Genomic DNA, 19,537 nt, shown 5'->3' on the forward strand with positions numbered 1-19,537 from the left:
TCTGCCCACCCCTATGCCACCTCCGGAAACCGCATGTCTCCCGGCCCCTGCCGACAGGTCAGGGAACGGGGGATCCGGAAGGATCCGCGCAACGCATAAATAGAGGCGCTGGGAGATAGCGCGGTACGGGAGGGAGAGCCATGCCGTACAGGTGGAGAAGCAGGAAAGATGTTGATGAAGCGATCGTCGTCATCATGAACACAATGGAGGAAGAAGAAGTCTTCCCAGAATGGCTCCGGAGAACGATACAGGCGGCACTTGACGACTCCGACCCGGAGTACGTCAGGTACTTCTACGACGAGGTGAAGAGGTTCGCTCCTGTGTCCCTCAAACTCTTCGGGGAGACGCCGGTGGTGTGAGGGGCGCACGGTCGGGGCCGGATCATCCCGACCTCAGCCGTTATCGCCCTGCACGATGGAAATATCAGGGCTTGCTATTTTTTCCCCCGGGGTGAAGGAGGATGCTCGACAAAATACCGGAGAAGCGTCTTTGTCATCTGCGTCCCGAGAGACGGCTTTGTCCCTTCAAGCCAGAGGAAGAAACCGGCCATATGCGGCGTGCGCCTGCTCTCGTACTTGAAACCGCCGTTTTTCGAGGGGACCATCTTGTAATATTCCTTCTTCTTTTTTGACCTGAAGTAGAGGATCGGCCGGCAGTCGGGGAGGTTGACCGCAAGGATCACCTTGGAGAAGTCCTTCATGATGTCCTCGAAGGTGAGCACCTCGCCCTTCATCGTGACCTCGGTGCGCTGACAGAGCAGACGGATCGACGGGGGATAGAGCGCACCGAAGACGATCTTTTTGACGATCGGCGGGATCTCGTCGGGTCCGGTCAGTGCTTCGAGAGGCACGCCCGCGGCCATCTGTTCAAGGAGCCGGTCTTTCCTCTCGTCATGGAGTTGACGGTAGTCGAAGGGTCTTTTCTGCCTGATGTCGGCGAGGTGGAGGAGTTTCGGGTGGGCGATCGGTTTTCTCGGCCGATAACGGATCTCACGCGGGTTGAGCACACTTTTGATCTCCTCACAGGACGCGGTCGTGATCAGGACCGAGTCAGGTTCCTTCATCAACCTCTGGATGATGGAGTTCCGCGAGATGTCCACCGACGAAACCAGGATGAAAGGGACGATGGGCTGGCCGAAAAGATAGCCTATGAGCCGTTTTTTAAAGATGATCTCCTGTTCGAATTCCTTCAGGTCGGTGGGGGAGGTGACGATCTCGCCGAAGGCGACGGTGTTCTCCCGGTCGACAAGAAGGAAATCGACTTCAGCGAGGTCCTGGCCGTTGCCCCTGACCTTGATGTCGCCATAGTTCGAGTAGAAAGTGCCGTTCTGGTCCTGTGAGATCTTCTGCCTGACATAGGGGGCATCGGCCCCTTTCCGCACGACGCCCTTGATCAGGTCGCAGTCGGAGGCCACCTCGATCATCATCTCGTAGATGAGCCCCTCGTACCACCGTCCTTCGGCGGTCCGCATCATGGATATGTCTTCAGAAAACAGGTTTTTTTTCTCAGATTTGCGGAGATGACGCGTTGCTTTGAGGGCAAGTGTCCGTGTCGGCTTGACCGTATTGAAATGTGTCCGCAGCCACTCGATCATCTCCAGCCCGTTATTCAATGCCATTGGATGTCCTGTCTTTCGTTGTTTTGATCGTTCGGAGAGTAAATACGTTATGAATGGTCAGCGAGTTTTTCTTTTTCAAGGACCATAACCCTGCGGGTAAGGCTCTTGTGGACCCTCTGTTCATGGAACTGCAGTACGGTGAAATATTGTCCGGCGATCGGCCTGATGTCGCGGTGGGTGATGACGACGGCCCTCTTCCCGTCCTTGAGTACCCGCCTGACCTCCGTAAGGGCTCCCTCGTAGAGTTTGTTGAGGGTTTCGGCTTTGATGCAGACAGACTGGCCGTACGGGAAATCTGTCACGACGGCATCGACCGACGACGACCTGAGGGGGAGGGCGGTGGCGTCCGCAAGCATGAGGGCGGCGGCAGGGACGTTCAGGCGCGAGCCGCGGATCATGAGGGGGTCGAAGTCACTCCCGACGGCCCGCACGCCGATCATCTCCCCTTCGAGGAGCATGCCGCCTGTGCCGCAGAAGGGGTCGCACATCACCTCACCGGGAGAGAGGAGGGAGAGGTTCACCATCGTGCGCGCCATTCTCGGCATCATGACGCCGGGGTGGAAGAAGGGCCGTGTTGCCGGGCCCCTGCTCTCGTAGGTACTCCGGAGGCCGCCCAGAATGATGCGGCCGAAGTAGCACCTGTCCCCCGAGATCACGGCCCGGTAAATCACTTCAGGGGACCGGAGGGATACCGGGCCCTTGATGTGGCTCCCGATGAGCCTTTCCAGGTCGAGCTGGGAGGGATACTCACCGGGGCCGGGGATGACCTTCACCCGAGCCGCAAAGGGGCGGTCGGTGGAGAGAGCGAGGTCGTCGAGGAGGGCCGCCAGCGCCGGGGCGGTGGGAGCGCACTCGCCGAGATATTCCATGACCGTATGGGTGAGGGCGAGGCGGGCCGTGGCCGCCGGGTCGGGGCACTCAGCCACCGCGATCTGGGGGTGCCTGTCGGTGATCCGGCCCACGCATTCCAGTTCGGCAAAGGGGAGGGTTGGATGCTCTCCGGAGAGTTCAAAGAGCAGTTTCATGACTACCCATTAATAGGGGATTCTCAGATATATAGGGGCGTGCGAGGGCATATGACCACATCACGAAAGCAGAGGCACACGATTCGGTCAAAATCGGCATCCGCAAAGAATATGGATTTTTTTTCGGAGCCCCATGGTATCTGAGGAGAGAGAGCCGATCTGGGCCGGGACGCCTCCTTTCTTTCGCCCCGAGTTCGAGGAGGCCTTCCAGTTCATCATCAGGGACTATGTTGTCCGCGGGCGTGATGTCGCCATCTTCCTCCCCTGCTCTGTCCACAAGCCGTACAGCACGAGCCCGAGCCACCGTCTCTTCGACCGCGTGATCGCCGCCTCTATCTCCGCGGAAAGGGTCCATAAGGTCGTCTTCGGCACCTGCGGGGTGGTGCCGCGGGAACTGGAGAGGATGTATCCCTATGCCTCGTACAGGTACATGCTCGGCCGCTCTCCCGACCCGGCGGTCCACCGGTCGTTCCTGCGGATCGAGACCGTCCGCGTCGCGGCGTACCTGGAGAAGACCCGCAGCACATACAGGCACCGGGTGGCCTACTGCCTGGGCGAGTTTCGGGAGGCGATGAAGGAGGCGTCGGCCCGCACGGGCGTGCCTGTCACTCTCGTGCCATCGGACGAGACGATCGCACGGTGCAGGGATCCGGACGCGAGATTCGCCGACGGCAGTCTGAGCACGCAGGAGTACCTGGACGAGTTCGGGGCGGTGCTCAGGGGTCTGTGAGGGGGTCAGACTAGGTCTCCCGCACACTGCCGCACGTAGGCGAGGAGTTCCCTGTCCTCGTCAGACGCCATCCTGAAGGACGAAAACGCGACCCTGAGGTTGTTCAGGTATTGAAGCACCAGTCTGTCCCGGCCGCCGGGCAAACGCTCTCTCAACGTCCGACCATCCATAGATCCGGCGAAGCATTTCTTCGTGGGGTGCGGCAGGTAGAACGTTTCGGTCGGGGACGACAACGGCGGGGCAAAGTACCCCTCACTCACTTCTCTTCAGGTACTTCCTGGTCCACGGACATGCGACGATACACATCCCGCACACCAGGTCAAGTCCCCGTTCGTCGGCCATCTTACGGCAGTACATATAACACGCCCGACTGTCCCAGAAGGCATCCCGCTCGATTCCCGGTTCCCATTGCCTGCCTGAGGGGGCGGCGACCGGGCACGCGGTCCGGCACTCCTCGCACGTCCCGCAATATGAACGCTCGACCGGTGCGTCCGGCGTGAGAGGCGCATCGGTGAGGACGGACGTAAACCTGATCGCAGAGCCGTAATCTCTGGTGACGAGCAGGGCGCACTTCCCCACCCAGCCGAGGCCGGCGCGGGTGGCGGCGGTCTTGTGCGGAAATTCGGCGGAAAGAGTCGTTGTATCGAAGTCGCCGGTCGTGGGAGAGATCCCGACGGCCCGGCAGCCCATCTTTTCGAGGTAAGCGACCACGCGTTCCTCCTGTGCCGCAAGCCTCGCGTTGACGGCGGTGTACTCCCGGCTATAGGCGACCGACGGGCCGGTTGCAAGCGTCCGCACAATTGTTGGGTCCAGAGCAAGACCCCAGACCACGGCGGTCCCGAGATCGGGGATGGGACTGAGGCCTTCAGGCGAGAGGTCGGCGATCCCGGCAAGGGACGCACCGGCATCTGAGAGGAGGTCTCTGATACTGACGGTACAATCCTCCATCGTTCTGATTATAGAGGGCATCAATAAAATATGTGATTGCTTCATTTTCCCGACACTGATGAGAGCGCAAATCCACCATCTCTCCTCATATTCTCCTGTCACCAAACCCCAGAACAGGTCTTCCAAAGCGCCCCTCTCTCCATGTAAGAATCCATGCATTCGGGTGATGACGTCCGTTGTCAACCGCCCCCGTTACAGGATTCCTGGCGCCTTTTTTCGATTGGACCTGCACTGCCATGAGACACCGTGCCGTCTCTCCTTCTCATGCAGTTGCAGGTTCACCCATGGACAGCCCATTCGCCACAGGAGGGCCAGGAGAAATGCAGATATGGACCCTTGTGGACACCGGTAGATTATCGGTTCCGTGCTTAGATGGTTCTTGATCTTCTGTTCTGTCCCGAAAACGGCGTCTTTGAGACGTACCCGGAGGCGGTTGAGGGCTCTTTTTTTGTATCGGGGAGTGCGGCGTTGTGCCGCGAAAAAAGTGTGGGTCTGTCTATCTCCTCTTCCTGAGCACGACCGCCGCGATGATGAGGGCGGCCGCCGCACCGCAGACGAGGACGAGCACGGAGGGGAACGGCTGGGAGGTCTCCGTCGGAGGAGAGGTCGTTTCGACCGTCGTCACCGGGGGGATGGGTTCGGTCGTCCCTGCCTGTGCGCCGGCGTCAGGGGTTTCGACCGCGACCGGTGCCGGGTCTCCGCCGATCGCAAAGAGGGAGAAGCCCGGACTCCTGGCCGAGAAGTACCAGAAGGTTGCGTCCTCCCCGATGACCTCGGTGGGGAGGGCCTGCCACGCGCCGTCGTGGTACCGGTACAGCACCACGTCTGCCGGGTCGAGGCTGTTCTCCTCCAGCCACGCCTTCGGGATGCTGAAGAAGATCAGGGTGCCTTCGATGGCGTCGTCGGTCGTGTGGTAGATCGTCACCTCGTCGTACTCAAAGACCAGGCCAGCAGGGGCGTCGACGCCGGAGAGGAGGCCTGTCCGCCCGATCGTGACCAGCAGATTCGGGATCTCGGTTGCGGCCGTCACCCTGATCTCGTAGATGGCCGGGCCCGAGAACGTGAGGGAGGCGTTGCCACCGGGCGGGATCTTCCCTGCCGACGCGGCGGATATGTCAGAGTGGCCGCCTCCGGAACCGGAGGGGGATGACACAGGTTCGAGGGCGAAGGCGACGGGCACCGTCTCCCCCGGCACGACTGTCACCACCCTCTGTGCCGGCGTCACGTAGCCGTCGAGGGTGATGGTGACCATATGATCGCCGACAGGGAGGTAGAGGGAGGTGTCGGTTGTGCGGCCGATCATCACGCCGTCCAGGTGGACGGACGCCCCCGCGGGCGTCGAGGCGATCCCCACCGTCCCGCCGTACACCAGCGGGAGATAGTCGGTGCCGAGGTTCGGGATCTCCAGTGATTCGTCGCAGATGCCGTCGAAGTCAGCGTCCGTGCCGCTTTCTGAGATGTTCTGTGCGGGGTCATTCAGCCAGAGGTTGCCGCCGAGGTACGGGCCGCCCGCGATGTTCGTGCCGATGGTGCGAGCGGCATTGAGGACGCCGGTGGAGTTCTCAGCGTGGATGTTGGTGGGGTTCTCGAAGCGGCAGTCGGCGACGAAGGTGTCATTGCACCACGAGACGTACGTCCCGCCGCCGTCGGGTGCGTCGTTCCCGGTGAACGTCGTCCTCTCCACCGAGAGATTGTCGACCGCTCTGGCAGAGAGCGCACCGCCGGATACGTCTGCCGCGTTCCCGGCAAAGGTGCAGTCGGCGATGGTGAAGTGCTGTATGGGCACCCGGTATGAACGTAAGAACCCGCTGACATTGACCGCACCGCCTGCATGGGCGGCGCGGTTGCCGGCGAAGGCGGAGGTGTTGAGCGTGACGTCATCGCACTGATAGAAGTCTGCCCCGCCGCCGTAGTCCGCGCTGTTCCCGGTGAAGGAGAGGTCGGTGAGCATGGCTTCATCGCAGTCCACGAAGTATGCCCCGCCGCCGCCCCTCTCCGCGGTGTTGTTGGTGAAGGTGGAGCCGGCGAGCACGGCCGTGGGGAGCATGACGCGATTGGGTCCCTGGAAATATGCCCCGCCGCCTAAGAATGCGGAGTTGCCGGTGAGAGTGGTGTTGGTGAGCGTGGCGCAGGAGCCATCGGCAATGTAGAAGCGTGAGCCGCCGCCCTGGCTGGCGGCGGCGTTGTCGTTGAAGGTGGAGTCGGTGATCGTGACAGGCCCGCGTGAATACAAGAAGTCCGCGCCGCCGCCGCAACTGGAGGCACGGTTGCCGGTGACGGTGGTGTCGGTGAGCGCGGAGCCGTTGCAGAAGAGGAACTGTACCCCGCCGCCGAATCGTGCGGCGTTGTCGGTGAAGGTGGTGTCGGTGAGCACGGAGTCGTTGCAGTACATGAACTGTGCCCCGCCGCCGTACCTGGTGGCGTTGTTGCCGGTGAACGCGGTTCTCTCGACCAGGAGGTCATTGACGTACGTGGCAGAGAGCGCACCGCCGGCTGCATCGGTCCCGTTCACCTTATTCCCGGAGAATGTGCAGTCGGCGATGGTGAGGTGCTTCAGGCGGTCTGTTTCACTCCCGGTAGCATTGATCCCGGCGCCGCTGCTTGTATCATTATTCAACCTGTTCCCGGAAATATTGAGGCCGCGGAAGGTGGCGTTGTCGGCAACAACGGTGAACGCGGGGGCGGTGTGCGAGGTGTTGGTGACGAGCGGTTGTGCGGGTGAGCCTTCCCAGCGTTTGACCATCACGTGGGGTTTGTCAATGACGACCCCGCCTTCGTACGCATGGCCTTCGACGCCCCAGATGTGGATGGTGTCGCCCGCGCCGAGATCGGGGATTGCGGAGATGTTCGTGAAGTTGCCGTTACCCGGCATCGGCGAAACGTACCAGTCCATCGGGTGTTTGATCTCAATGAGGGCGAAGGCGAGGGGGGCGTTCGCACCGGGGGTGACGGAGATCCGCTTCTCGCCGGGGAGGTAGCCGTCCTTCCGCACCGAGACGGTGCGGTCGCCGACCGGGAGATAGAAGGCGTCGTTCGCGGTGCGGGTGGTGTTCGCGCCGTCAATGTAGACGAAGGCGTCGTCGGTGGGGGTGGCGGCGACTTGCACCGTGCCGCCGCCGTGTATCAGCGGGAGGGAGTCGGTGCCGAAGAGGTAGTCTGGGTCTTCTCTGTTGGTGATGTTCAGCGGTTGGTCGCAGATGCCGTCGAAGTCGTCGTCCGTCCCCCACCCGGAGATGTTCTGGGCGGGGTCATTCAGCCAGACGTTGCCGCCGAGGTACGGCCCGCCGGCGATGTTCGTGCCGCGGGTGCGGGCGGCATTGAGGGTGGCGCCGAAGGACATCTCTGCATAGATGTTGGTGGGGTTGTCGAAGCGGCAGTTGGTAAGCGTGGCGGCACGGCAGGTCTCAAAATATACCCCCCCGCCGTGATCGGTTGCGGTGTTGCGGGCGAAGGTGGTGCTGGTTATGGTGGCGGCATTGGAATCATAGAACCATGCTCCGCCACCGTGCTCAGTTGCGGAGTTGCCGGTGAATTCGGTGTCGGTGAGCGTGGCGCGACGGCTGGAATAGAAGTATACTCCGCCGCCGTTGGTTGCGGAATTGCCGGTGAAGGTGGTGGCGGTGATCGTGGCGTCGGATGAAAGGGCGAAGTATGCCCCGCCGCCTCCGAATCGTGCGCTGTTGCCGATGAAGGAGGTTTTGGTGAGCGTGGCGGCATCGCAGAACTCGAAGTATGCCCCGCCGCCGTAGGGTGCGTCGTTCCCGACAAAGGTGCAGTCGATGATGGAGAGGCGCTCCAGGGGGGTGCCGGGACCTGTCCCTGTGGCGTAGATCCCGGCGCCGTCCTTATCGTTCAACTGGTTGTCCGAGATGTTGAGGCCGCGGAAGGTGGCGTTGTCGGCAACGACGGTGAAGGCCGACATGCCGGAGCGATTGGTGACGAGCGGTTGCACGGGAGACCCTTCCCACCGTTTGACCGTCACGTCGGGGACGTCGATGACGACGCCGCCCTCGTAGGTGTAGCCCTCGACACCCCAGATGTGGATGGTGTCGCCCGCGCCGATATCGGTGATATTCAGGAGACCGGTGACATTCTCATACGCGTGGGGGTTGCCGGTGCCCGGCACCGGGGAGACGTACCAGTCCCTCGGGTGAGTGCCCGGCAGGGGGTCGGCCAGGACGACCACCGGGGCGGTCATCATGAGGGGGGGTATCTCCTCTGCAACGGCCTCGATCGCAGCGGTTTTCGCGAGGGGGACGGTGGTGTTTCTTGCAGTGAGGGCGACTGTGTGGGTGCCGGGTTGAAGGAACGTGTGGGTGAAGTCCGACCCGTTCCCGATCGCCGCGACGCCGTCGACCGTCCAGTTCCAGAGGTCGACCGTGAGGCCCGTCGCCGCCCCGGTGAACCGCACGGTGAGCGGCACCGGGCCGCCGGGGGGATCGGCAGTAATCGAGAGGACAAGCGCCGCGTCCGGGGGCGTCTCCATTTCCAGCGGGAGTGTGGTGTTCGCGACCATTTCGGCGGGCGCCAGAGTTTCAGGCGGGCTTGCGCCCTCTCCATCGCCGGAGACCGTGCCGATGATACAGGCCATGGCCACCAGCAGGACTGCGAAAAAAGGTATTTTTTTCGGGAAGGGGGGTATATTTCTCATTTCAGACCTCCGCACAAACTGAAAACCAGCCCCCCGGCATGTGGGGTGATATCATGCCTTATGGGGGGCCGAGATTCGCGGAATATAATTTTCCGTGCTATATACGTTTTTATTTCAATCTCCGGGGGCCGCTTCTGATCGAAAAAAGTGCCATATGGCGACTAATTGTGTCTGCACGCCCATCGCTGTTCTCGATATATATTTCAGGGCGATTGAAATGACCGAAGAACTCTTTTCAGCATCCCGGCGCACCGGGCGCTGAATGGCTTATATCCGGTGCGTGCGAAGGAAACCCTGACCGATACACGGATGCAGGCGATGAAGTCCGCCGTCAACCGCCCTCCGGGCTGATGACTTCTGCATGGACTCAGTCGTATGACCGGACGTGAACTCAGGGAATCCTGCATCGCATACATCGCCGACCGGCGCTGTCCGGACGGCGGCTACTGTTTCTACCGCCTGAACGAACCGAACGCCGCGGACACCTTCTTCGCCCTCGACATCCTCCGCCTCTTCGGGGCGGTGGACGCCGATCCGGCGACCGCCCGCTGGCTGCTCTCCCGCCAGCAGGACGACGGACGGTACCCGGTCTTCGAGACCGGGTATTATGCCCTCCTCGCCCTCGGTATCCTCAGGACCCCGCCCCGTTATGACCCCGCCCCCTGGGTCAGGTCGGTCGTGCCCCCGGCGCCGGGGGCGGAGAGGCCGGTCGAGTCGGAGAGCGCTCTCCACCGCCCGTACCTCTATGCACGCCTCTGCCGCCACACCGGCATCAGGATCGCTCCTGCCGTCAGGGTAGGCCTGCTCGCCGCGGTCCATGCCTCCCGCACGCCAGAAGGCGGTCACGCCACCCTCGTCGAGGCCTCTCAGGCCCTTGCCATCCGCGCCGCAGTCGGTGCCCCTGTCTGCGGAGACGGTGCGGCGGCGTTCCTCCAGAGGTGCACGCACCCGGAGTACGGCTACGTGAACGTGCCCGGCACCTCGCCCGCCTACCTGGAGCACGTCGCCGCCGGCGTCGCCGCGGCGCGGCTTCTGGAGGTCACACCCTCGCCGGCGGCCGGGCCCTTTGTCCTCAAGTGCCTGACACCCGCGGGGGGTTTTGCCCGCTCGGTCTTTGGCGGCACGGCGACCCTGGAGACGACATGGACGGCGGTCAGGATCCTTCGACTCATCGACACCGGCCACGATTCCTTGCGCGTCTCCGATGAAAAACGGATGGGTGTCCTGTAACATCCCGGGAGATGCTCCAAACAGCACATATTCCCTTATATCCGCGAGAAGTACAGTTATTCAGGCGATGACGTCCGCCATCAACCGCCCCGTTCGGGACTGATGACGTCTATTTTCCGCCGGACGGACGTGCAATGCCATGGGACACCATTACACCTCTAGCTCTTCATGTAGCTGTGGGTCCGTCCGGCAGAGGGCGAAGGGATTCGCCCGGGTTTTAACATGACCGATCCTCATGCGGGCTGAATCTCTCCGCCCGGAGGACCACGAGAGATGCAAGCATGGATCATTGTGGGCATCGGCGGATTTGTCGGTGCCGTACTCAGATATTTCACCAGCGGGTGGCTGCAGGGGAGCGTCAGCACTTTCCCCATCGGCACCCTGGGGGTGAATGTGATCGGTAGTTTTCTTCTCGGTTTGGTCATGTACCTCTCCGAGTATGGGGGCGTCTTTGACGGCGAAACCAGGATTTTCCTGACTCTCGGCGTTCTCGGGGCGTTCACGACAATGTCGACGTTCGGCTATGAATCGTTCCGCCTCCTGGAAAACCACGAGTTCGGGTTCTTCGCTCTGAACGTGTTCGCCACCTCGGTCCTGGTCGTTCTGGCCGTCTTTGCAGGGAAAGTGACGGCGGGCTACCTGGAGGCATCGCTATGAAACTGGGAAAAAATGCACAGGCCGTGCTTCTCCGGATCTATATCGGGGAATCTGACCGGTATGAGGGAAAACTCCTCTATCGTTATCTCGTTGAATTGCTCAGAAAAGAAGGATTTTATGGCGTGACCGTGCTGCGCGGGATCACGGGATTTGGCAAGACGAGCCTGATCCATACGGCCTCGATCCTCCGGCTTTCCACTGACCTCCCGGTCGTCGTGGAGGTCGTGGACTCGAGAGAGAAGATCGAGGAGATCAAACCGGTCCTGGAAAAGATCATCGATGGCGGTCTGGTCACCGAGGAAGAGGTGACGGTCTGTTTCTACCACGGTGATGACGAGGAAAAAGAGTGATCTTCAGGTACGGGAAAAGATCCTGCTCCCGCAGACTCTTCCCGGATCCTATCTCCCTGAAAGGCTGCCGACCGTGCGAAACGGCACTCGCCGGCGTGTCTGTTCCGGGACCTGAAGAGATTCTTTTCTCATCTCTGATGCAGTGGGTGTGCCTGCCGATTCCGTATCCCCCTATCGCTGTGGAGAGCAGGGGGCAGCAGTCCCTGTAAATCCCACCAGGGAATTGATCTTTACAGAGATGGGGATACAGAATATATCCCTCCCATCACCAGATGGTTGTCCGACCCGTGTACTGCACTGCTGGCAGAGGGTGTCGCCAGCACCGTACTTCTGGGAATAAATATTGTTTTGATCTCTTGGGGTCATAGGAGAGGTTTGACAATGGACAGGATAGACGCACGGGACGACGCGTCAGGGGTGCGACGATGACCGGCGCCATCGAGGCGGTGGACCTGCAAAAGACCTTCGGGGATATCAAGGCGGTCGATGGCGTCTCTTTTTTCGTCCGTGAAGGAGAAATCTTTGGTTTCCTCGGCCCGAACGGCGCCGGCAAGACGACGACGGTCAGGATGCTCACCGGGGTGATCAGGCCGGACGGCGGGTCGGCCCGGGTCCTGGGGCACGATATCGTCAGGGCGCCGGTGCGGGCGAAACAGGGGTTCGGCGTCGTGCCCGAGACCGCAAACGCCTATGCCGACCTCACCGCCCGGCAGAACCTGATGCTCATGGCCGAACTCTACGGCCTCGACCGCCCGGTCGCCGAAGAGCGGGCGGCGGCGCTGCTCGCCGACCTCGGCCTCTTCGAGCGGCGGGACTCGAAGGTGCAGGGGTTCTCGAAGGGGATGAAACAGCGGCTCATCCTGGCGATGGCCCTCCTGCACGAGCCCGACCTCCTCTTCCTCGACGAACCGACGAGCGGCCTCGACGTCCAGAGCACGCACCTGATCCTCTCGATGCTGCGCGACCTCAACGCTGCCGGGACGACGATCTTCCTCACCACCCACAACATGGACGAGGCGAACCGCCTCTGCGACCGGGTGGCGATCATGCGCACGGGCCGGATCGTCGCCCTCGACGCCCCGGACCGCCTGAAGATGGCGATCGAGCGTCTCCACACCGTCGAGGTGAGTTTTGACGGTCGGGTGGAGGCGGGCGCCCTTGCCGCCCTGGCCGGGATCGTCTCTGCCGACCGGGAAGGGGACCGGTGGATGGTCTCCACCGCGGACGTGGACGCCGCCGTGCGCGCCCTCGTCGAGTTCGCCGGGGCAGAGGGCCTGCGGATCCAGCGCCTGAACACCCCGGCGCCGACCCTGGACGAGGCATTCCTCAGGCTGACGGAGGGGACGGGATGAACCCGGAGCACCCGTTCGAGCAGATGCGCCGCGCCCTTGCGATCACAAAAAAGGACATCAGGATCTACTACGCGAAGGGACCGGTGATGATCTATGGCCTCATCATGCCGCTCTTCCTCTTCCTCGCGTTCGCCGTCGGCAACCGGGGGTTCTCGGTGCCGTTTCTCGTCTCGGGTCTCCTTGCGATGACCCTCTTCTTCACCGCCACCGCCGTCTCGCCGGTGATCCAGCCCTGGGAGGCGCAGGCCCGGACGCTGGAGCGACTGATCGTCTGTCCGGTCACGATGGGGACGCTCATCGCCGGGGACATGCTGGCGTCGCTCATCTTCACCCTCGGCATCGCCGCCGTCACGGTCGGGATCGGGTGCGCCGCCGGGGCGGTGCCGGTCCACGCAGCGGTGCTCCTCGCCGGGATCGTCCTCGGGGGCGTCTGCTTCTCGGCGCTTGGCCTCCTCCTCTCGACGCCGCCGACGAACGTCCCGTCGAACATCATGATGCTCTCGTCCCTGGTGAAGTTCCCGCTCATCTTCATCAGCGGTGTTTTCATCCCGGTGGAGGAACTCCCGCTCTGGGGGCAGGCGCTGGCCGTCTGCTCGCCGCTCACCTATTTCACCGATATCGCCCGCTACGCCCTGATGGGCACCCACACCTTCCCGGTGTTCGCCGATCTCGCCGCCCTTGCCGGGTTCGCCCTCCTCTTCGGCGGGGTCGCCATGGCCCTGCACGAGCGCACGGTCCAGGGGCGGATCTGATTCAGGTGCGGGGCGGCGCCCACCGCTCGCCCTCGCCGGTGAGGCGGTAGATGATCCAGTTGCCCTGCTGATCGCCCTGGATCAGTCCGGCTTTTTTGAGCACCGAGAGGTGGTAGGAGAGTTTGGAGTCGGCGATCTCGAGCACCGCCTTGATCACGCAGACGCAGAGGGGCTGGACGGCGAGCATGGCGAGGATCTTCTGGCGGAAGGGGTCGGCGAGCGCCCGGTGGACGGCGCACCTCGCCGCGATCGCGGCGTGGTCGGGCAGACGTTCGATCAGCCCTTCGATGCCGCCGCACCGGCAGAGCGACGCTTCGATCTCCGAGGGGATGCCGCGGTATCCCTCTCCACAACACTTCTTCTCGTCCACGCTTGTTTCTCCTCCGATAGTTCAAACGATTATGAAATGATGCCAGATATAGGGTTCGGTCAGGCGCGGGTCCTGCGCCGCCCTGCCTATTTCAAAAATTAGTGAAACCGCAACCTATATACACCGGCGCAGCCAATCGAAGATTCAAACAAATTTGAAACACTGCTACATGGTGATGAAATTGACTGAAAAAGATACGGTAAAGAAAGAAGGCGGGTTCCTCTCCCGCCTGCGCTCGATGGGCGGACAGGACTGCGGATGCGGCTGCTGCGGCGGCGTGAAGATCGTACCGAAAGAGAAGAAGGCCGAAGAGAAGGAGTAAGTGAGAGGGATGGGTCCGGGAACGGGACGGAGGGAGAGCGACGGCGCTCACTGAGACGCTTCTTGAAGCGGGCGGGTTCTTCGTCGTGATCGCCGGCGAACTGGTCATCCTCTTTGTCGGGGTCAGTTTCCTGGTCGGTCTGCTCCAGGCCTACATCCCGGAGGAGCGGATCAGGCGGACCCTGGCCGGACGGGGCGAAGGTGCCTCCACCGTCCTCGGCGGCGTCTTCGGGGCGCTCACGCCCTTCTGCTCCTGCTCCACGATCCCGATCCTGGTCGGTCTGCTCAACGCCGGGATCCCGTTCGCCGCCTGCATGGCCTTCCTGCTCGCCTCGCCCCTCTTAAACCCGGTGATCCTCTCCCTCCTGGCCGCCCTCATCGGCCCGGTGCCGACGGCGATGTACGCCGTCATCACCTTCTGCGCCGCCCTCGTGCTCGCCACCCTCCTGGGGCGGCTCGGGTTTGCGCGATACGTGAAGGAGGTGACCGTCGAGGGGATGGCGGCGGCGCCGGCGTGCGGGTGCGAGGGGGGCACCTTTGCGGAGCGTCACGGCCCGCGGTTCTCCGCCGCCCTGCACTTCGCCGTCTCGCTCTTCCGCCAGGTCTTCCCGTACCTCGTCCTCGGCGCCGCCATCGGGGCCTTCATCTACGGTTTCGTCCCGGCCGACCTCATCGTCTCGGTCGCCGGGCCTGACAACCCCCTCGCCATCCCGGCCGCCGCCCTGATCGGCATACCAATGTATATCAGGGCTGAGACGATCATCCCGATCAGCGCCGTCCTCCTCCAGAAGGGGATGGGCGCCGGGGCGGTGATGGCCCTGATCATCGGCGGCGCCGGGGCGAGCATCCCGGAGATCACGCTGCTCTCGGCGATCTTCGAGCGGCGCCTGGTGGCGGCCTTCGTCGTCACCGTGCTCGGGATCGCCGTCCTTGCCGGGTTTGCCTTCGGCGTCATGCTCCCGGCATAAATGAGAAGGAACACACCACACCTCAAACACCAACAGCACAAGAGAGAAGATCATGATAGACATCCTCATTGGCTCGCTCCTCATGGGCTGGGAGACCCTGCTCGGCTACCTGGCCGAGCACGTCATCACCTGCCTGGTCCCGGCGTTCTTCATCGCCGGCGCCATTGCGGCGTTCATCAAGAAGGAGGCGATCCTCAAATACTTCAGCCCGGACGCGAAGAAGAGCGTCGCCTACGGCCTCGCCTCGGTCTCAGGGACGGTGCTCGCCGTCTGCTCCTGCACGATCCTGCCGATGTTCGCCGGGCTCTTCAAGCGGGGCAGCGGCATCGGGCCGGCGACGACCTTCCTGTACGCCGGACCGGCGATCAACATCCTGGCGATCGTCTATACGGCAAAGGTGCTCGGCTTCGACCTGGGGCTGGCGCGGGCGGTCTTTGCAATTATCCTGGCGATCGTCATCGGTCTTGTCATGGCCACCCTCTTCCGCTCCCACGATGTCGAGACGCGGAAGAAGATGGCGGCGACGCCGCAGGTGCCCGCCGGCGGCGGGGAGGAGCGCCCCCGCTGGGTCGTCCCGGCGTTCTTCGTCATGCTGGTCGGGATCCTGATCGCCGGCACCGCCCAGGCCGACTGGATGATCAAGTTCCCGGTCATCTACGCCCTCACCCTGGGCACGGCCTACCTCCTCATCTACTTCTTCGAGCGTGACGAGGTGACCGAGTGGGGCTGGGAGACCTGGGACCTGACGAAGAAGATCTTCCCGATCCTGATCATCGGCACCTTCGCCCTCGGCATGCTCGCCTACTTCCTCCCGCCCGAGACCTTCGGCCCCTTCTTCGGGACGAACTCCCTCCAGTCGACCCTGCTCGCCTCGATCGTCGGGACGATCCTGTACATGCCCACGCTCCTCGAGGTGCCGGTGATCGGCACCACCTTCGGCTACACCTCGGGCGTGATGGCCGGCGGCCCGGCGCTCGCCCTCCTCCTCTCCGGACCGAGCGTGAGTCTGCCCTCGCTCCTGGTGATCTCCCGGATCATGGGGCCGAAGAAGACCATCGTCTATGCAGTGCTCGTGATCGTCTTCTCGGCCCTCGCTGGGTTCGCGTACGGCCTGATCCTGGGGTGAACAATACATGGCAGAACGAACAAAACCGTGCTGCGCCGCCGAGGCGATGCGGCGGATCAGGCAGATCGAGGTCGGCGGGATCGTCGTCGGCCTGGCCATGCTCGACGACGCCATCGACGAGGTGCGGGATATGCACCTCGCCGGCGCCGACGCCATCGCCGACGAACTCATGAAACAGATCACGATCTACAACTACGTACCCCGCGCGGCCGAAGCGGCCTACCGGACGGCCCTGCTCAGGGAGTACGAGAAAAAGGTGAAACCATGAAGATTGAAATCCTTGGAACCGGATGCATGAAATGCAAACGCCTGGCAAAGAACGTCGAATCTGCGGTCGCGGAACTCGGGATCTCCGCCGAGATCGAGAAGGTGGAGGATATCACCGCCATCATGGATAAGGGCGTGATGCTGACCCCGGCACTGATTGTCGACGGCGAACTGCGGGTCTCTGGCCGGGTGGCCGACGTGAAAGAGATCAAGGAGATCCTGCAGGGGGTGATCTGAACGGCAGATCAACCCACCTGCACCTGCGGCGGCGGCGAGGCGACCGGGCGGAAGCGGATCATCTTCGCCTGCTCGGGCGCCTCGAACGTCGGTGAACTCTCGAATGCGGCGTCGGTCGCCCTCACGAGTGAGGGTTTCGGGAACAAGGCCTGCACCGCTTCCCTGGCGATCAGGACGCCCTCGGTGATGAAGAAGGTCGAGGACGCCGACGAGATCGTCGTCATCGACGGATGTCCGGTCGAATGCGCCGGGAAGATCGCCGCAGCGGCGGGCATCGAGCCCGACCAGCACATCGTGGTCACCGAACTGGGGATCAAGAAGATCGGCGATATGACGGTTCATGAAGACGACCTTGAGACGGTCGTCTCGGCGGCCTGGGAGGGGAAGGGAGGGAAAAAGCCCGCCCCTGAAGAGAAAAAGCCCGGGAACGGCGGCTGCGGGTGCGGCTGCGGCGGGGGCTGTTAGAGGGGGGGAAAATGGCCGGCACCCTTCTCGTGGAATGGCGGCACATCGGCGAGAGCGTGGATGCGACCTGCGAACGGTGTGCGGCGACCGGGCGCACCCTCGCTGAGGTCTTCGCCGCCATCCGCCCGGCGCTCTCGGCCCGGCGGATCAGGGTGCGGGTGACCGAGACGGTCCTCCCGCCGGAGCGGATCGCCGAGTCCAACACGATCCTCTTCAACGGCATCCCCATCGAGGACCTCCTCGACGAGGTGCGGGTGGAGATGACCCCCTGCGCCTCCTGCTCCTGCATCACCGGGACCGATGCCTCGTGCCGGGCGATCGTCTGCGGGGACGAGACCCACGAGGCCCTCCCCGCCGACCTGATCCTGAAAGCGGCACTGCGGGCGGTGGAGCCATGACCGAACGCCGCCTCTCCACCTTCGAGAAATATCTCACGGTCTGGGTGGCGCTCTGCATCGTCGCCGGGATCGCCATCGGCCGCGCCGCCCCGGGCGTCGCCGTCGCCCTCGACTCCTTTTCCGTCTACCAGGTCTCGATCCCGATCGCGATCGCCCTTTTCTTCATGATGTACCCGATCATGGTGAAGATCGACTTCGCCGAGGTGCTCAGGGCGGCCCGGACCCCGAGACCCGTCGCCCTCACCCTCTTCGTGAACTGGGCGGTCAAGCCCTTCACGATGTACCTCCTCGCCACCTTCTTCCTGGGATATGTCTTTGTCGGGTTCATCCCGGGGACCGAGGTGCTCGCCGACGGGAGCACCGTCGAACTCTGGCGGAGCTACGTCGCCGGGTGCATCCTCCTCGGGATCGCCCCGTGCACGGCGATGGTGCTGATGTGGAGCTACCTGGCGAAGGGCAACGACGGCCTCACCCTGATCATGGTGGCGATCAACTCCCTCACGATGCTGGTGCTCTACGCCCCGCTCGGCGGGTTCCTCCTTGGCGTGAACGCCATGCCGATCCCCTGGGAGACGATCCTCCTCTCGGTCTCGGTGTACGTCGCCCTCCCGCTCGTCGCAGGCTACGTCACCAGGAAGTGGATCATCGCAAAGAAAGGGATGGCGTGGTTTGAGACGCGGTTTTTGAACCTGCTCACCCCGGTCTCGATCGTCGCCCTGCTCGGCACCCTGGTCCTCCTCTTCACCTTCAAGGGCGAGGTCATCGTCGAGAACCCCCTGACGATCCTCTGGATCGCCGTCCCGCTCTTCATCCAGACGGTGCTCATCTTTACCCTGGGGTATTTCGTCCTGGCCCCGAGGATCGGCCTCCCCTACCGGGACGCCGCCCCGGCCGGGATGATCGGCGCCTCGAACCACTTCGAGGTGGCGATCGCAACGGCGACGATCCTCTTCGGCCTGGGGTCGGGGGCGGCGCTTGCGACGGTCGTCGGCGTCCTGATCGAGGTGCCGGTGATGCTGATGCTCGTAAAAATCTGCCTGCGCACGCAGGGAATGTTCAGGAGTGAACCGACATGAAGATGGATTCAATGCTTGTCCCGCTGGAGATCCACGGTGCGGCCGCCGCGATGGCGCCGGCCGTGGAGGAGATCGCCCGTCTCGGTGTGGAGCGGGTGGAACTGCTGTACGTGATCAACATCCGCGAGACGGCGGGCGATCCCGGCATTCATGCGCACGACCGCGAGGTGATGGCCGGGTGGACAAAACGCCTGGAGACCTGCGGCGTCCCCGATGTCGGGGCCGAGGTCGTCGCCGGCATCCCCTGGATCGAGATCCTGGAGCGGGCCGAGGCGGCGCTGCCGTCCCTCATCGTGATGGGCTCGCACGGCCGTTCTCTGATCCCCCGCATGCTCCTGGGGAGCCAGACCGAGAACGTCCTCGCCCATGCGACGGTGCCGCTCCTGATCCTCCGCCTGACCGTGATGAAGGAGGGGGACCCGACCGCCTGCACCCTCACGACCGATCGGATCTTCCGCCGGGTCCTCTACCTGACCGACTTCTCCGGGGATGCGGACCGGTGCATCCCCTTCATCGAGTGGATGGCCGGGGCCCGGCCCGAGCGCCTGGTGATCATGCATGTCCAGGACACCCGACGCCTCTGGACAGCCTCGCAGGAGCAGATCTCTGAGTTCAACCGGAAGGACGCCGCACGCCTCGCCGACCTGAAGCAGCGGTTCGAACCCCTGGGGATCCCGCAGGTCGTCACGATGCTTGTGACCGGCAACGCCATCGACGAGATCCTGGGGGTCGAGGAGACGTTTGAGCCGACGCTGATTGTCATGGGGGCGAAAGGGCGGCACAGCGCGATTCGGTCCCTTCTTGGCGGGGTGACCGGGGCGGTGGTCCACGGCGCACGGGCGCATGTGCTCGTCGTCAGATGACGGGTTTCAAATATTTTTGAATCACTGTGCGTATGATGAAGACCATCGATGAGATCAGGTCCGCAGGGATCGTCGCCGTGGTTTTCGTTGTGTTCGGCCTCTATTCCATCGGGAACGTGTGGTTGTGGTAAGA

The 19,537-nt window shown here is 63.1% G+C and carries 21 protein-coding genes, 1 pseudogene and 2 riboswitches; of the genes and pseudogenes, 16 read left to right on the forward strand and 6 right to left on the reverse strand.

The features are described 5' to 3' along the window. Positions 1–140: 140 nt before the first annotated feature. The gene (locus MEFOE_RS09755) at positions 141–359 is read left to right on the forward strand and encodes a hypothetical protein (RefSeq protein ID WP_067051574.1); all 219 of its coding nucleotides are present in this window, start codon (positions 141–143) and stop codon (positions 357–359) included. A gap of 74 nt (positions 360–433) precedes the next feature. Here the strand turns inward: MEFOE_RS09755 and MEFOE_RS09760 are convergent, their stop codons facing one another. Both MEFOE_RS09760 and MEFOE_RS09765 read right to left on the reverse strand, forming a co-directional pair. Beyond that, positions 434–1,474, reverse strand: coding sequence for a hypothetical protein (locus tag MEFOE_RS09760; RefSeq protein WP_328585452.1), 1,041 nt, complete (start codon positions 1,472–1,474; stop codon positions 434–436). Between the two features lie 191 nt (positions 1,475–1,665). Next, positions 1,666–2,643 (reverse strand): methyltransferase domain-containing protein, encoded by a 978-nt coding sequence (locus tag MEFOE_RS09765; RefSeq protein ID WP_067051579.1) that lies wholly within the window; start codon positions 2,641–2,643, stop codon positions 1,666–1,668. Between the two features lie 133 nt (positions 2,644–2,776). Here MEFOE_RS09765 and MEFOE_RS09770 point away from each other — a divergent pair, with 133 nt between their 5' ends. Further along, positions 2,777–3,373: a DUF5591 domain-containing protein gene (locus MEFOE_RS09770; protein ID WP_067051581.1), complete on the forward strand. Its 597-nt coding sequence runs from the start codon at positions 2,777–2,779 to the stop codon at positions 3,371–3,373. Between the two features lie 5 nt (positions 3,374–3,378). Here the strand turns inward: MEFOE_RS09770 and MEFOE_RS14500 are convergent, their stop codons facing one another. The 3 genes from MEFOE_RS14500 to MEFOE_RS09780 form a co-directional block, all read right to left on the reverse strand. Further along, positions 3,379–3,633 carry a hypothetical protein gene (locus MEFOE_RS14500; RefSeq protein ID WP_153015938.1) on the reverse strand — a complete coding sequence of 85 codons (255 nt, stop codon included), beginning with the start codon at positions 3,631–3,633 and terminating at the stop codon, positions 3,379–3,381. Next, positions 3,626–4,321, reverse strand: a complete 696-nt coding sequence (locus MEFOE_RS09775) for an epoxyqueuosine reductase (RefSeq protein ID WP_067051583.1) — start codon at positions 4,319–4,321, stop codon at positions 3,626–3,628. Before MEFOE_RS09775 ends, MEFOE_RS14500 begins: the two co-directional genes overlap by 8 nt. A gap of 496 nt (positions 4,322–4,817) precedes the next feature. After that, the gene (locus tag MEFOE_RS09780; protein WP_067051585.1) at positions 4,818–8,972 is read right to left on the reverse strand and encodes a right-handed parallel beta-helix repeat-containing protein; all 4,155 of its coding nucleotides are present in this window, start codon (positions 8,970–8,972) and stop codon (positions 4,818–4,820) included. Positions 8,973–9,277: 305 nt separating this feature from the next. Further along, positions 9,278–9,339: riboswitch (Fluoride riboswitch) on the forward strand. An 8-nt stretch (positions 9,340–9,347) separates the two neighbouring features. Here MEFOE_RS09780 and MEFOE_RS09785 point away from each other — a divergent pair. The 5 genes from MEFOE_RS09785 to MEFOE_RS09805 all read left to right on the forward strand — a co-directional run bounded on the left by MEFOE_RS09785 (position 9,348) and on the right by MEFOE_RS09805 (position 13,313). Next, entirely contained in the window at positions 9,348–10,202 is an 855-nt protein-coding gene (locus MEFOE_RS09785; protein WP_067051587.1) for a prenyltransferase/squalene oxidase repeat-containing protein, read from the forward strand. A 54-nt stretch (positions 10,203–10,256) separates the two neighbouring features. Continuing rightward, positions 10,257–10,321: riboswitch (Fluoride riboswitch) on the forward strand. Between the two features lie 154 nt (positions 10,322–10,475). Continuing rightward, on the forward strand, positions 10,476–10,859 hold the full coding sequence (gene crcB, locus MEFOE_RS09790; protein WP_067051589.1) for a fluoride efflux transporter CrcB: 384 nt from the start codon (positions 10,476–10,478) through the stop codon (positions 10,857–10,859). Continuing rightward, complete coding sequence (locus MEFOE_RS09795) at positions 10,856–11,209, forward strand: DUF190 domain-containing protein (protein ID WP_067051591.1); 354 nt, start codon at positions 10,856–10,858, stop codon at positions 11,207–11,209. Before crcB ends, MEFOE_RS09795 begins: the two co-directional genes overlap by 4 nt. A gap of 425 nt (positions 11,210–11,634) precedes the next feature. Next, positions 11,635–12,561, forward strand: a complete 927-nt coding sequence (locus MEFOE_RS09800) for an ABC transporter ATP-binding protein (protein ID WP_067051593.1) — start codon at positions 11,635–11,637, stop codon at positions 12,559–12,561. After that, a complete protein-coding gene (locus MEFOE_RS09805) occupies positions 12,558–13,313 on the forward strand; it encodes an ABC transporter permease (RefSeq protein ID WP_067051595.1) in 756 nt (251 codons plus the stop codon). Before MEFOE_RS09800 ends, MEFOE_RS09805 begins: the two co-directional genes overlap by 4 nt. Position 13,314: 1 nt before the next feature. Here MEFOE_RS09805 and MEFOE_RS09810 read toward each other — a convergent pair whose 3' ends face one another. Further along, on the reverse strand, positions 13,315–13,683 hold the full coding sequence (locus MEFOE_RS09810) for an ArsR/SmtB family transcription factor (protein WP_067051598.1): 369 nt from the start codon (positions 13,681–13,683) through the stop codon (positions 13,315–13,317). A gap of 154 nt (positions 13,684–13,837) precedes the next feature. On the opposite strand from MEFOE_RS09810, the gene MEFOE_RS14060 reads away from it, so the two are divergent. The 9 genes and pseudogenes from MEFOE_RS14060 to MEFOE_RS09850 all read left to right on the forward strand — a co-directional run bounded on the left by MEFOE_RS14060 (position 13,838) and on the right by MEFOE_RS09850 (position 19,404). After that, the gene (locus MEFOE_RS14060; RefSeq protein WP_160329532.1) at positions 13,838–14,005 is read left to right on the forward strand and encodes a hypothetical protein; all 168 of its coding nucleotides are present in this window, start codon (positions 13,838–13,840) and stop codon (positions 14,003–14,005) included. Positions 14,006–14,084: 79 nt separating this feature from the next. Continuing rightward, positions 14,085–14,972 (forward strand): annotated as a pseudogene (locus MEFOE_RS09815) (permease); the annotation flags it as partial. A gap of 52 nt (positions 14,973–15,024) precedes the next feature. Then, positions 15,025–16,098, forward strand: coding sequence for a permease (locus tag MEFOE_RS09820; RefSeq protein WP_067051602.1), 1,074 nt, complete (start codon positions 15,025–15,027; stop codon positions 16,096–16,098). Between the two features lie 7 nt (positions 16,099–16,105). After that, positions 16,106–16,366: a hypothetical protein gene (locus MEFOE_RS09825; RefSeq protein WP_067051604.1), complete on the forward strand. Its 261-nt coding sequence runs from the start codon at positions 16,106–16,108 to the stop codon at positions 16,364–16,366. Further along, positions 16,363–16,602: a thioredoxin family protein gene (locus MEFOE_RS09830; protein ID WP_067051606.1), complete on the forward strand. Its 240-nt coding sequence runs from the start codon at positions 16,363–16,365 to the stop codon at positions 16,600–16,602. Before MEFOE_RS09825 ends, MEFOE_RS09830 begins: the two co-directional genes overlap by 4 nt. A 60-nt stretch (positions 16,603–16,662) precedes the next feature. Continuing rightward, positions 16,663–17,067 (forward strand): putative zinc-binding protein, encoded by a 405-nt coding sequence (locus MEFOE_RS09835; protein WP_235809657.1) that lies wholly within the window; start codon positions 16,663–16,665, stop codon positions 17,065–17,067. 11 nt (positions 17,068–17,078) lie between these two features. Continuing rightward, positions 17,079–17,465 (forward strand): DUF2703 domain-containing protein, encoded by a 387-nt coding sequence (locus MEFOE_RS09840; RefSeq protein ID WP_067051610.1) that lies wholly within the window; start codon positions 17,079–17,081, stop codon positions 17,463–17,465. Continuing rightward, complete coding sequence (gene arsB, locus MEFOE_RS09845; protein WP_067051612.1) at positions 17,462–18,541, forward strand: ACR3 family arsenite efflux transporter; 1,080 nt, start codon at positions 17,462–17,464, stop codon at positions 18,539–18,541. The genes MEFOE_RS09840 and arsB overlap by 4 nt, the downstream gene beginning before the upstream one ends. Beyond that, a complete protein-coding gene (locus MEFOE_RS09850) occupies positions 18,538–19,404 on the forward strand; it encodes a universal stress protein (protein ID WP_067051615.1) in 867 nt (288 codons plus the stop codon). Before arsB ends, MEFOE_RS09850 begins: the two co-directional genes overlap by 4 nt. The last annotated feature ends 133 nt before the right edge of the window (positions 19,405–19,537 follow it).

Source organism: Methanofollis ethanolicus (assembly GCF_001571385.1).
Classification (GTDB): Archaea; Halobacteriota; Methanomicrobia; order Methanomicrobiales; family Methanofollaceae; genus Methanofollis; species Methanofollis ethanolicus.